Origin of the sequence: Asanoa sp. NPDC050611 (genome assembly GCF_040654855.1) — a bacterium.
Lineage (GTDB): Bacteria > Actinomycetota > Actinomycetes > Mycobacteriales > Micromonosporaceae > Asanoa.
Genome location: NZ_JBFAIU010000257.1, coordinates 1 through 11,201, shown reverse-complemented (window position 1 = coordinate 11,201; position 11,201 = coordinate 1). Strand labels below are relative to the sequence as shown.

General features: G+C 73.9%; 12 protein-coding genes and 1 pseudogene. 8 read left to right on the top strand and 5 right to left on the bottom strand.

Annotated elements, in window-relative coordinates:
* Positions 1-1,254: BTAD domain-containing putative transcriptional regulator (locus AB0H87_RS30190; protein ID WP_360153070.1), on the bottom strand; the 1,254-nt coding region annotated here is incomplete at its 3' end.
* A gap of 65 nt (positions 1,255-1,319) precedes the next feature.
* Here AB0H87_RS30190 and AB0H87_RS30185 point away from each other — a divergent pair.
* From AB0H87_RS30185 to AB0H87_RS30170, 4 genes are read left to right on the top strand one after another with little or no spacing between them, the layout of a single operon-like run.
* Complete coding sequence (locus AB0H87_RS30185; protein ID WP_360153067.1) at positions 1,320-2,435, top strand: serine hydrolase domain-containing protein; 1,116 nt, start codon at positions 1,320-1,322, stop codon at positions 2,433-2,435.
* The gene (locus AB0H87_RS30180) at positions 2,435-2,776 is read left to right on the top strand and encodes a DUF1801 domain-containing protein (RefSeq protein WP_360153064.1); all 342 of its coding nucleotides are present in this window, start codon (positions 2,435-2,437) and stop codon (positions 2,774-2,776) included. The genes AB0H87_RS30185 and AB0H87_RS30180 overlap by 1 nt, the downstream gene beginning before the upstream one ends.
* A gap of 10 nt (positions 2,777-2,786) precedes the next feature.
* Positions 2,787-3,446, top strand: coding sequence for a class I SAM-dependent methyltransferase (locus AB0H87_RS30175; protein ID WP_360153061.1), 660 nt, complete (start codon positions 2,787-2,789; stop codon positions 3,444-3,446).
* A 58-nt stretch (positions 3,447-3,504) separates the two neighbouring features.
* Positions 3,505-4,116: a hypothetical protein gene (locus tag AB0H87_RS30170; protein ID WP_360153058.1), complete on the top strand. Its 612-nt coding sequence runs from the start codon at positions 3,505-3,507 to the stop codon at positions 4,114-4,116.
* 49 nt (positions 4,117-4,165) lie between these two features.
* Here AB0H87_RS30170 and AB0H87_RS30165 read toward each other — a convergent pair whose 3' ends face one another.
* Together AB0H87_RS30165 and AB0H87_RS30160 are read right to left on the bottom strand one after the other, a co-directional pair.
* Positions 4,166-4,861 carry an SPW repeat protein gene (locus AB0H87_RS30165; RefSeq protein WP_360153055.1) on the bottom strand — a complete coding sequence of 232 codons (696 nt, stop codon included), beginning with the start codon at positions 4,859-4,861 and terminating at the stop codon, positions 4,166-4,168.
* A 105-nt stretch (positions 4,862-4,966) separates the two neighbouring features.
* A complete protein-coding gene (locus AB0H87_RS30160; protein ID WP_360153052.1) occupies positions 4,967-6,097 on the bottom strand; it encodes a peptide chain release factor 1 in 1,131 nt (376 codons plus the stop codon).
* Positions 6,098-6,172: 75 nt separating this feature from the next.
* Here AB0H87_RS30160 and AB0H87_RS30155 point away from each other — a divergent pair, with 75 nt between their 5' ends.
* Complete coding sequence (locus AB0H87_RS30155; RefSeq protein WP_360153049.1) at positions 6,173-7,021, top strand: cyclase family protein; 849 nt, start codon at positions 6,173-6,175, stop codon at positions 7,019-7,021.
* A gap of 6 nt (positions 7,022-7,027) precedes the next feature.
* Here AB0H87_RS30155 and AB0H87_RS30150 read toward each other — a convergent pair whose 3' ends face one another.
* The gene (locus AB0H87_RS30150) at positions 7,028-7,870 is read right to left on the bottom strand and encodes a TIGR03621 family F420-dependent LLM class oxidoreductase (protein WP_360153046.1); all 843 of its coding nucleotides are present in this window, start codon (positions 7,868-7,870) and stop codon (positions 7,028-7,030) included.
* A gap of 295 nt (positions 7,871-8,165) precedes the next feature.
* Here AB0H87_RS30150 and AB0H87_RS30145 point away from each other — a divergent pair, with 295 nt between their 5' ends.
* Together AB0H87_RS30145 and AB0H87_RS30140 are read left to right on the top strand one after the other, a co-directional pair.
* A complete protein-coding gene (locus AB0H87_RS30145) occupies positions 8,166-8,786 on the top strand; it encodes a glyoxalase superfamily protein (RefSeq protein ID WP_360153043.1) in 621 nt (206 codons plus the stop codon).
* A 4-nt stretch (positions 8,787-8,790) separates the two neighbouring features.
* Positions 8,791-9,657 carry a macro domain-containing protein gene (locus AB0H87_RS30140; RefSeq protein ID WP_360153041.1) on the top strand — a complete coding sequence of 289 codons (867 nt, stop codon included), beginning with the start codon at positions 8,791-8,793 and terminating at the stop codon, positions 9,655-9,657.
* Between the two features lie 78 nt (positions 9,658-9,735).
* Here the strand turns inward: AB0H87_RS30140 and AB0H87_RS30135 are convergent, their stop codons facing one another.
* Positions 9,736-10,536: a carbon-nitrogen hydrolase family protein gene (locus tag AB0H87_RS30135; protein ID WP_360153038.1), complete on the bottom strand. Its 801-nt coding sequence runs from the start codon at positions 10,534-10,536 to the stop codon at positions 9,736-9,738.
* A 116-nt stretch (positions 10,537-10,652) separates the two neighbouring features.
* Here AB0H87_RS30135 and AB0H87_RS30130 point away from each other — a divergent pair.
* Positions 10,653-11,201, top strand: a pseudogene (locus tag AB0H87_RS30130) (N-acetylmuramoyl-L-alanine amidase); the annotation flags it as partial.

Below are 11,201 nucleotides of genomic sequence, written 5' to 3'. Positions count from 1 at the left end.
GTTGCCGGCCTCGAGCGCGAAGCCCCGGTCGGCCGCGGCGGCCCGGGCCGCGAACAGCTGGACCGCGTCGGCCGCGGCCAGCGGTGGCACCGGCCAGACCACCTCGCCCGCCAGCCCGAGCGGCTCGCGGCCGGTGGCCAGCACCCGCAGCCCGGGCGCCGTGCGGAGCAGCGCCGCGACGAGGTCGGCGGCGGCGTCGACCACATGCTCGCAGTTGTCGAGCACGACCAGCATCCGCCGCGCCCGCAGGGCGGCGAAGCGGTCCACGCCGCCGGCGTCCCGCAGCCCGAGCGTGCTGGCCAGGGTGTCGGCGACCGAGTGCGCGTCGACGCCGGCCAGCTCCACCAGCCAGACACCGTCCGGAAAGGACGGTCGAGCCGCGGCTGCCACCTCGACCGCGAGGCGGGTCTTGCCGACTCCGCCGGGGCCGGTCAGGCAGACCAGCCGCTGTGCCGGCAGCAGCGCGCCCACTTCGGCGACGGCCTCGGCGCGGCCGAACAGCTCACCGAGCGCCGCGGGCAGGTTGGTGTGCCGGGGTGCCAGGTCGAGCGCCGGATCCTGGGTGAGGATCGCGCGGTGCACCGCGGCGACCGCCGGGCCCGGGTCGAGGCCGAGCTCGTCGGCGAGCCGCCGCCGCAGGTCGGCGTAGCTGTCGAGGGCCTCGGCCTGTCGTCCCGCCCGGTAGAGGGCCAGCATCCACAGCCCGCGGGTGCGCTCCCGCAGCGGGTTGCGCGCCACGAGGTCGGCCAGTTCGCCGGCCACCGCGGCGTGCCGCCCGAGCGCGAGCTGCGCCTCCACCCGGTCGTCGAGCGCGGCGAGCCGCCGTTCGGCCAGCCGGACGGTCGCGGCGCGGGCGAACTCGGCGTCCTCGAAGCCGGCGTAGGCGCTGCCGCGCCAGAGCGCCAGGGCGTCGTCGAGCCGCTCGCCGTCGAGCAGGTCCTCGAACTCGACCGCGTCGACCGCCCGGGTGGCCAGCCGATAGCCGGCGGGACCCGACTCGACCAGCGCGCGGGCGCCGGGCTCGGCGTCGTCGAGGGCGCGGCGGAGCTGCGAGACCTTCACCGCGAGCGCCGCGGCCGGATTGCCCGGCAGGTCGTCGCCCCACAGGTCGTCGACCAGGCGGTCGGCGGACACGGGCTGCCCCGCACGGGCCAGCAGCGCGGCGAGCAGCGTCCGGACCTTGGCGCCCGGGATCGGCACCGGCGCGCCGTCCGCCGTCCACACCGCGAGCGGCCCGAGCACCCCGAAACGCATGGCCGCCAGCTTAGGTGGCAGAAGGCCGTAAGGATTCCGTAATTCCCGTCCGCAGGATGGTCGGCATGAGTGACCTTGAGCGGCAGGTGGCAGAGGTTGTCCGGCGGATCGTCGACGACGGCGCGGAGAGCGGCGTGCAGGTCGCCGTCTACCGGCACGGTGAGCAGGTCGTCGACGTGGTCGCGGGGGAGGCGCGGGCCGGCACGCCGGTGGCGGCCGACACGCTGTTCCACGTGACCTCGACCGGCAAGGGTGTCACCGCGACGGTGGCGCACACGCTGGTGGCGGACGGCGTGCTCCGCTACGACATGCCCATCGTCGAGGTGTGGCCCGAGTTCGGCGCCAACGGCAAGGACCGCGCCACGCTGCGCGACGCGCTGACCCACTCGGCCGGCGTGCCGGCGGTGCCCGCGGACACCACCCCGGCGGATCTCTGCGACTGGGAGAAGATGTGCGACCTGATCGCGGGCGCGACGCCCTGGTGGGAGCCCGGCACACGCACCGGCTACCACCCGCAGACCTTCGGGTACGTCGTCGGCGAAGTCGTCCGCCGGGCCACCGGGCAGCCGATCTCGACGGTGCTCCGGGAGCGGGTCGCCGCGCCGCTGAGCGTCGTGGACGAGCTGTTCTTCGGCGTACCACCGGAGCAGCTCGACCGGGTCGCCACGCACGACGAGGCCGCGGCCGTGGAGCTCACGGCCGAGATGGTCGCGACCGTACCGTTCTTCCGGGTGCTCGACGGCTGGACCGCGGCGCCGCTGGGCGCGCTGCCGAACGCCGCCTACTGCAACCGGGCCGACGTGCTCGGTGCCGACATCCCGGCCGGCGGCGTGCTGTCGGCCCGCGCGGTCGCCCGCATGTACGCGGCGCTGATCGGCCCGGTCGACGGCGTGCGGCTGCTGTCGGCCGCCCACTTCGCGGAAGTCACCGCCGTGGCGGCCAGCGGGCCGGACGCGGTGCTCGGCTTCCCGGCCCGCCGCGGTCTCGGCTTCGACCTCGGCTTCCCGGGTGCGGGTGCCCTGGACAGCCCGACGCTGTTCGGCATGGCCGGCAGCGGCGGCACGGCGGCCTACGCGGACCCGGCCACCGGTGTGGCGATCGCGGTCGCCAAGAACCGGGTCAGCCCCGGTGACTACACGACCTTCGAGACCGTGTCCGCCGTCGTCGCCCGGAACCTCTGATGCGGACCGTCGACGAGTACGTCGCCACCCACCTCACCGGCGAGCAGGCCGACATCGTGGCGGCGGTGCGTTCGCTGATGTCCCGGCACGCGCCCGACGCCCGCGAGGTGATCAGTTCCGGGTCGCCGGCCTGGCGTGGCAACAAGCTGATCGCGATCATCAGCCGCAGCAGGACGCACATCACGCTCGCCTTCGCCCGCGGCGCCGACCTGACCGACCCGCACGGTCTGCTCGACGGCGTCGGCAAGGCCACCCGGCACGTGAAGCTCAAGCGGGTGTCCGATGTGGACGAAGGACGCCTCGCGGACTACGTCCGGCAGGCCGTCGCGCTGGACCAGTAGGGTTGCCGGCATGGACGCCGACTCGTACGCGCGTGAGCTGGCCGGCAAGGCGATCGCGGAGGGTGACGCCACCGCGTGGTTCGAGCAGCTCTACGCAGCCGCCGCGCGGGGTGAGACCGTCGCGCCGTGGGACCGGGACGCCCCGCACAGCCTGCTCGCCGGGTGGGCCGAGCGGGGCGGTGTCCGCGGCGGCGGGCGCCGCACCCTCGTGGTCGGCGCCGGGCTCGGCCGCGACGCGGAGTTCCTCGCCGGGCTCGGCTTCGACGTGGTCGCGTTCGACATCTCGCCGACCGCCGTCGAGTCGGCGCGCGAGCGGCACCCCGACTCCCCGGTGCGCTACGTCGCCGCCGACCTGTTCGACCCGCCGGCGGAGTGGCTCGGTGCGTTCGACCTCGTCGTGGAGAGCATGACCGTGCAGTCGCTGCCCGACCCGCCCCGCGGCTCGGCGATCCCGCTGGTCGGCCGGTTCGTAGCCCCCGGTGGCACCCTGCTCGTGATCGCCGCCGGCCGCGACGCGGAGACGGACTTCGCCGGCCCGCCGTGGCCGCTGACCCGCGCCGAGATCGACGCGTTCACGGTCGGCGACCTGACCGTCGAACGCCTCGAGGAGCTGCGCAAACCCGACGACCCGATCTTCGGGTGGCGGGTGGAACTGCACCGCCCGGGCTGATCCGGACATCGCGGGACGAACCTCTGGCGGCTCGCGGTTGATCTGCGACCATTGGCCCATGGGGTTCTCCGAGAGCCCGATCGGGCCGGTCGACTCCGTGCCCGCGGGCCTGGTCGGCGGCTGGCGCAGCTGGTACCACCGGCACAGCACGCGGTTCTACAAGCCGAACCCGCGCAACTCGTGGCTGAGCTGGATCGGCGAGGAGCACGTCGCGGTCGGCAGCCTGCCCACCGGCCTGACGCTGCCGCTGCTGCGGGACGCGGGTGTCACCCACGTGATCAACTGCCGGGCGACCAGCCAGACGTGGCTGTCACAGGACCTCGCGGCCGAGCGCGCGCTGTTCGGGCCGGCCCGTGTGGTGCACGCGCCGATGTGGGACTTCGGCCAGCCGCAGCACCCGCGACTCTGGTCGGCGGCGGCCCGCTACGTCGCGGACGTCCTGGCCGACGAGCCGACCGCCGGCGTGCTGATCCACTGCCACCAGGGGCGCCGCCGGTCGATCCTGCTGACCTATGCCGTGCTGCGGCTACGCGGGCACGACGCCGACACCGCCGCGGACCTGATCGCCACCCACCGCACGGAGGGCGTGCTGGTCAAGGCGTACGCCGGCAGCGTCGAACGCTGGCTCGACGCCGGCGCCGTCCCGATCGGCCGGCTCCGCCTGCGCTGACCACGCGGAACGGGGCCGAGGCCCAGCCTCGACCCCGTAGCGCGTTGGATCAGCGTGTCGCGAGGCGACCGCCGCCGCGGCCCATCATGCTCATCCGCGAGCGCGTCCCGGTGCGCCGGCGTGCGAGTTGACCGACGGCGCCGAGCAGGCCGAAGAAGATGATGAAGCCACCGACGATGATGTCGCTCCAGCCCGGGCGACCGAAGTTGCCGAAGTGCGCGTATCCGAACGCCCACGGAGACGCCATCATCCAGCCGCCGGCGACCATCGCGACCACGTCGACCATCGGGTTCGACCGGTACGCGGACATCCGGACCAGCGCCAGGATTGCGACCGCGATGCCGATCACGACGCCGTTGAGCACACCGCCCGTGGTGGATCCCGCCAGCGGGTAGTCGAAGACGAAGCGCGAGATGATCAGCCAGACACCGGCGATGAGCAGGAGCGCGTTCGGCAGCGAGATGGCACTCTGCTGGACCCGCTCGGCTCTCGCCTGCGCGACGTCCGGCCGCGTGGCGTAGCCGGCGTCCTCGGCGGCGTAGCCCGACCGGGACTCCATGCCCTGCCGCGACTCCATGCCCTGCCGGGACTCCATGCGAGCCTGGCCGCCCTGGGTCGCCATCGGCTCCGCGGCATGCCGGCCGGTCGTCCCGTCGCCAGCGATGCCGTTGCCGGAGGTGCCGTTGCGGTCCGTGACCCCGTCACGAACCGGGTCGTCCGGCCGTGATCTGCGTGGGTTGGACATTGTTCCTCCAGGTGCGTGTAGTTACTTCCCGCACTCGTTCAGCTACCCTCAGCACTCGCCTGAAAACACCACCAGCCCGGCGTTAAACGGGCTAAGTGCCACATATCACACCGTACGTTGGTCCGCCCAGCGCATCACGGCCCCGATCCCGTGCTCCAGCGGCACCTCGTCGGGTCCGACCAGCACCAGCTCGGCGTCCGTGCCGGTGATCGCCCGCAGCAACGCCTGGTCCGCGCGTACCCGGAGTGGATCTTCCACGCCCTCGACCCGCAGGGTGTCGGCGTCGACCGCGACCAGCGACGGGTCGTCCAGGCCGATGAACAGCGTGTCGGTCGAGGACAGGTCGTTGACCAGCAGCACCGTCTCCACCTGCCGGCGCTGCAGCGCCGCGACCACGTCGGGCAACCCCGTCGCCGCGAGGCTCTGGCCGCGCTGCGTCTGGAACCGGTCGATCGCGTCCTGCGCGTGCCGGTCGGCCACGTCCGCGATCGCCTGGATGGTCACGTCGTCCAGCGCCTCCTCGTCGGCGCCGGGCGCGCGGGACCCGGCATCGGTCCGCACCACCCGTTCCTGCCAGCGCTTGGGCAGCTTGTCGATGAACATCGGGATCGTCCGCACGTCGCCGCCGACCACCACGACCTCTGCGCCGACCGCCTGGGCCAGCTCCGACGTGGCCCCGGCGACGTCACCGGCGTTGCGCTTCCACACCTCGTCGACGCGGTAGTTGTCGCCCCTGCGGTCCTCACCGCCGGCATGCGCCTTGTGCAACGGGTACGACTCGCGCCCGCGGACCTCCCGGTCGACCTCGCGGAGCCGGGGCGTGGTCGCGACGGCCATCCCCTCCAGCTCCGCGCCGGCCCGGTCCACGACGACCCGGACATACGGGATGTCCTCCCCACGGAAGGCCACCAGGGGCATCGCGTGCGGAAGTTCCGAGTACCGCGCCTCGTCGGCCGGCGGCGGCGCGTTCATCGGCTCGACCAGCGCGACCCGCCCGGCCCGGGCGAACGCGGCCAGGCCGTACCGCCCCTCCTGGGGTGGGTAGTTCAGCAGCGTGTCGCCGGTGACGTCGATCGTCGGCTGGTCGGCGCCCATGGCCGCGAGCTGGTCGGCGAGCGCCCGCCAGCGCAGTTCGACCTCGCGGGCCCCGCTCTCGTCACTGCGCGAGGCGTCGAGGTAGACGGATGCCCAAGGGCCCGGCTGCGCGTAGATCGGCCGCAGGTAGTGGAGATCCATGCCCCGGCCTCTACCCGGATAGCGGAGCTTCTCACCCGCCGCGGCCGGCGCCGCTACGTTGGGGGAGGGGCGCTCATGAGCTATCTCGACTGGCTGCGGCGGCTCGCCGCCGGCGGCGCGGAGAAGGACCGGCTCGGCACCGCGCGGTTGATCGACCAGCGGGCGCGGGAGCGGGCCCGGGACGCCATCGAGCTGGCGACGCCCGTCAGCCTGGGCCGGCCCGTGGGCGCGACGGTCGGGCGGGACCGGCGGCCCGACTTCTCGATCGAGACCTATGCGGCGCCGCTGCCCGGCACGCCGTTGGCGTTCGCGTTCGACCGCGTCGAGTCCGAGGCGCACGGGCTGGCCAACACACACGTCGACGCGGCGAACCACGTGCTGCTCGAGGGCGCGAGCTATGCGAACTGGGCGGCCGACGACCCGGCCGCGCCGTCGATCGCCGACCTGGCCGGCGCGGGGCTGTTCACCCGAGGTGTCTACGTGGACGTGCCGGCCCTGCTGGAGGTCGGCTGGGTGCCGATCGACGAGCCGGTCACCGGCGAGCACCTCGACCGGGCGCTCGGTGGGCTCTTCGAACCCGGCGACGCGCTGCTGGTCGAGGTGGGCCGCGACCGCTTCGCCGCGGCGGGCGGCGACCTGTGGAGCATGGCGGACGGGCTCGGTGGGCTCGGTCCGAGCGCGGCGGAATGGATCGCCGACCACGGTGTGTCGATCCTCTGCTGGGACTTCGCGGACTCCCGGAAGCCGACGGACCCGCCGGTGCCGGTGCACTCGCTGATCTGGGCGCTCGGCCTCGTCATCGTCGACAACTGCACGTTCGCGGGCCTGCGGGGAGCCGCGAAGCGCACCGGCGCCCTGGTCGTCGCCCCACCCGCGACCCCGGGCGGCACCGGCGCGCTGGTGAACCCGCTGCTGGTCCTCTGACCGTCCTCAGCGGAGCAGCGGGATGACCTTCGCGAACGTCGCCATGTGCGGCTGGAGCACGCTGATGTAGCTGATGCCGTACGTGGCGCGGTAGTGCAGCAGCTTGTCGGCGATCTGGCGCGGCGAACCGACCAGCACACCGGGCAGGTCGACCAGCTCAGCGGCCGGCCTGCCGCTGGCGGCCTCGATGATCGACAGGTCGAGGTCCGACACCCGGTCCCCGACGGCGGCGACGAACAGGTTCAGCTCGAGGTCGGCGATCCGCTGCCCGGCGGCCGCGCGGACCCGCTCGACCCGGGCCGCCAGCGCCTCCTCCGGCGTCCCCGCGCCGAAGCCGGCACCGATCGGGAAGCTGAGGATGTCGGCCTCGCGGGCCGCGTACTCGAGGAGGCGGTCGCCCATCGCCGCGATCATGATCGGCGGCACCGGCCGGTCCGGCTCGGCGCGGAGCAGGTCGCGGGTCTCGGCGAGCACCTGCCGGAGCCGCCGGAACCGGGACCCCGGCGTGCCGAACGGCAGCCCGGCCGCGGTGAACTCCTGCTCGACGTAGCCGGCGCCGAGGCCGAGCTCCAGGCGGCCGCCGGTGAGCCGGTGGGTGTCGGCGACGTCGCGGGCCAGGTAGGCGGGGCTCAGCACGCCGGTGTTCAGCACGTACGTGCCGAGCCGCAGGCTGGTCAGGTCGGCGGCGGCCACCAGCGCCGGGAACGGCGCGGCCATGCCGAGGTGGTCGTTGACGTGGATGATGTCGAACCCGAGATCCTCAGCCTGCCGCACCTGGTCGCGCCACGTCGACCGGGACGTGCCGACGTTGATCAGGGCCGCTCCGAACCGGAATGGGCGAGCGCTCATGACCCGAACGCTAGGCACCGGCGGCGGGTCTTGCCTAGTAAACCCGCAGGTAGGTGAGGTGGCGCACGCTCAGCGGCGGTGTGCCACGCGCCAGAAGAGCTTGAGGCCGGACCAGTCGTAGCGCCGGGGGCGATCGTGATGCTAGCTTCGAAGCGCCCGATGCAGCCGGCCGCTCGCACCCCTCCGGGGTTGGTGAATGCATCGTCTCCATGACGCCCCTGGTCCGTCCACCGGCGAACGACACAGCAACGCGAGCACTGGTCACCTCGGTTCGCCGGGACATGGAGGATCAGTCATGCGTACGTTCCGCGAAGCCAAGGACCTGGCCAGATCGCTGCGCGCCGAGCTGCGGGCGCGGCACCGGCTCGACCTCACGCACAGCGAGTGCCTGGAGATCGTCGCCCGGGAGTTCGGCTTCGACAACTGGAACATCCTCGCGGCCCGCATCGAGAAGGAGGGCCGCAGCCGGATCGTCCCGCGTTTTCTGGTCGACGGGCTGGACATCGGCGATCCGCGCCGCGCCACGACGACGACGATCCCGGTGCTGTCCATCGACGACTCGTCGCGGGCGCTGGCGTACTACTGCGACTTCCTGGGTTTCACGCTGGACTTCGGCGGCCCGGCGGGTGGCCCGGCCGGCGGCCCGTTCTTCGGCCAGGTGATCCGCGCCGAGACGACGCTGCGCCTGTCGGAGAGACCGTCGGCGGGTGGCGCGACCGTGACGATCCATCTGTCCGACGTGGACGACGTGCACAAGGAGCTGTCGGCCCGCCGCGCCGACGTACCCGATGTCGAAGAGGTCTTCTGGGGTTACCGGATCCTCTTCCTGACGGACCCGTTCGGCAACCGCCTCGAGCTCAGCGAGCCGGTGGACCGGGCCCAGGCCGCGGGGCTGCCGCGCTGGCGGGCAGACTGACGGCGTGCCCACCATCTCCGCCGTTCTCGGTGACATCACGGCCCAGGAGGTCGACGCGATCGTCAACCCCGCGAACAGGGCCATGCGGGGTGGCGGCGGGGTCGACGGGGCGATCCATCGGGCCGGCGGACCGGCGATCCTGCGCGACTGCGTCGCCCGGTTTCCGGACGGGCTCGCGACCGGTGACGCCGGCTGGACGACGGCGGGCGACCTGCCCGCCCGCTGGGTCATCCACGCCGTCGGGCCGAACCACGGCGCGGGGGAGCGCGACCGTTCGCTGCTCGTGTCCTGCTACCGGCGCGCGCTGGCGGTCGCCGACGAGCTGGGCGCGCGAAGTGTCGCGTTCCCGCTGATCAGCGCGGGCGTCTTCGGCTGGCCGCGCGCCGACGCGATCGCCGCCGCGGTCGACACGGTCGCGGCCGCCACGACCGGTGTCGGCGAGGTGCGGTTGGTCGCGCGGGACGAGGACGTGCACAGGCAGGTCCGCGCGGCGGTCACACTGCGCTGTCCACCGCCGGTCGGAGAGGGCACGGTCGGTGCCCTCTTCGACCGCGACCCGACCCAGTACGGCCTGCGCGGCGACGCCTACCTGTGGCGGGAGCTCCGGGCGCGGTTCGCCGGGACGCCGCTGCCAAGCGACTGGTTCACGCTGCGGAAGCTCGTCACGGACGCCATCGAGCAGACCGTCGGCGAGCCGCTCTCGACCCGCGGCGACCGGCCGTGGCACGACGGCACGGCAGCGGTCCACGTGCCCGCGTTCGACCCGGGCCACGGCATGTCCGCGGGCGCGGTGCACATCCCGTGGTGGGTCCACACCGGACTCCCGATCCTCCTCGACCGCTATGACCGCGAGCGGCGCGGGCGGGGCTGATCCGCTTCGTCCACGCCGCCGGCGACGCGGCGGGGCTGTCCTCGTCCGTCGTGGTGCCATGACCCGGCCGACACGTGCTCACACGACGAGCAGTTGGCGACCCGCCTCCGGGACGGTGGTCGACTCGGCCAGCACCGGGTGATCGGTGCGGGCGGCGGCCAGCGCCGCCGGGTCGAGCGTGCCGACCGCCACCGCCGGTGCGGCCGTGCCGGCGTCCGTTAGGAGCGTGCCGTCCGGGTTCCAGATCCCGCTGCCGCCGCAGCCGACGAGCGAGCCGGCCGGGCCGACGTGGTTGGCCAGCACCGTGTAGATCGTGTTGTCCAGTGCCCGCGCCGGCAGTTGGGTCGCTCGCCGCGTCGCGCTCGTGCCCGGGCTGAACAGCGCGCCCACCACGTACGCGTGGCAGCCGTCCAGGGCCGCCGCGTGCGCGTGTCCCGGGAAGCCGGTGTCGGCGCAGATGCCCAGGCCCAGCCGCCAGCCGTCGACCTCGACCGTGCAGCCCCGCACGCCGGCCGCCACCCCGGCCGCGCGCTCGGTCGGCGTCGGACACTGCTTGTCGTAGCGGCCCACCGGCGCACCGCCGCGGTCGAGGACGAGCGCGGAGATGTGCGCCCGCCCGTCCGACACCACCGGCGCACCGACGACCAGCGCCGTGCCCGTCTCGGCGCACGCCTCGGACAGCGGAGCGAGGCGGGGGTCGTCCGGTGACAGCGCGTGCGACCTGAGCGCGCCCAGGTCGTACCCCGTCAGGAACAGTTCCGGCAGCACGACCAGGGCGGCCTCGGCCCGCCGGACCAGGTCGGCGGCCGTGGCCACGTTGGCCGCCACGTCGCGCGGGACGCAGGCGGCCTGGCCTGCGGCGATGGTCAGTGGGTGCACCAGCGCAGCCTAGCTGTGAAAATTAATTACGATACGTGCGTACGGCGTGGCAGGTATTGACGTCATCTTCATCGATGGAGGAAGGTAGCCCGAGGCAACCCCCCGGGAGGCGCGACATGCGACGAACCCTCAGCTACCTCACCGCGGCCACCCTCACGCTCGCGGGACTGACCGTCTCCGCGAGCCCGGCGAGCGCCGCGCCGGCCGATCGACAGCAGGCCTACGCACAGGCCGCCGACGAGTTCGGCGTGCCGGAGAGTGTCCTGCTCGGCGTGTCCTATCTGGAGTCCCGCTGGGACGTCAACGCCGGCCGGCCGAGCACCAGCGGCGGCTTCGGCCCGATGCACCTGACCGACGCCGCCGGCCTCCGGGCCGCCGACGGCACGCGGGCCCACGACGGCGCGTCCGGCGACCCGCGCGGCGACGAGAGCCGCCCGCCACAGACACCGGCCGCGCACACGGACCCGGCGCCGCCGGCGGCATCTCTGCAGACCCTCGACGCCGCCGCCGACCTGACCGGCGCGGCCAAGGAGGCCCTGCGCACCGACCCCACGACCAACATCCGCGGCGGCGCGGCGCTGCTCGCCTCCTACCAGGAGACGCCGAGCAGCGACCCGGCCGACTGGTACGGCGCCGTGGCCCGCTACTCCGGCGCCGACACGACC

Excerpts from the sequence above, each read along its gene's own strand:
- AB0H87_RS30185 (WP_360153067.1), top strand. The coding sequence starts at position 1,320 with ATGAGTGACCTTGAGCGGCAGGTGGCAGAGGTTGTCCGGCGGATCGTC.
- AB0H87_RS30170 (WP_360153058.1), top strand. The coding sequence starts at position 3,505 with ATGGGGTTCTCCGAGAGCCCGATCGGGCCGGTCGACTCCGTGCCCGCG.
- AB0H87_RS30155 (WP_360153049.1), top strand. The coding sequence starts at position 6,173 with ATGAGCTATCTCGACTGGCTGCGGCGGCTCGCCGCCGGCGGCGCGGAG.
- AB0H87_RS30160 (WP_360153052.1), bottom strand. The coding sequence starts at position 6,097 with ATGGATCTCCACTACCTGCGGCCGATCTACGCGCAGCCGGGCCCTTGG.
- AB0H87_RS30145 (WP_360153043.1), top strand. The coding sequence starts at position 8,166 with ATGCGTACGTTCCGCGAAGCCAAGGACCTGGCCAGATCGCTGCGCGCC.
- AB0H87_RS30165 (WP_360153055.1), bottom strand. The coding sequence starts at position 4,861 with ATGTCCAACCCACGCAGATCACGGCCGGACGACCCGGTTCGTGACGGG.
- AB0H87_RS30180 (WP_360153064.1), top strand. The coding sequence starts at position 2,435 with ATGCGGACCGTCGACGAGTACGTCGCCACCCACCTCACCGGCGAGCAG.
- AB0H87_RS30175 (WP_360153061.1), top strand. The coding sequence starts at position 2,787 with ATGGACGCCGACTCGTACGCGCGTGAGCTGGCCGGCAAGGCGATCGCG.
- AB0H87_RS30150 (WP_360153046.1), bottom strand. The coding sequence starts at position 7,870 with ATGAGCGCTCGCCCATTCCGGTTCGGAGCGGCCCTGATCAACGTCGGC.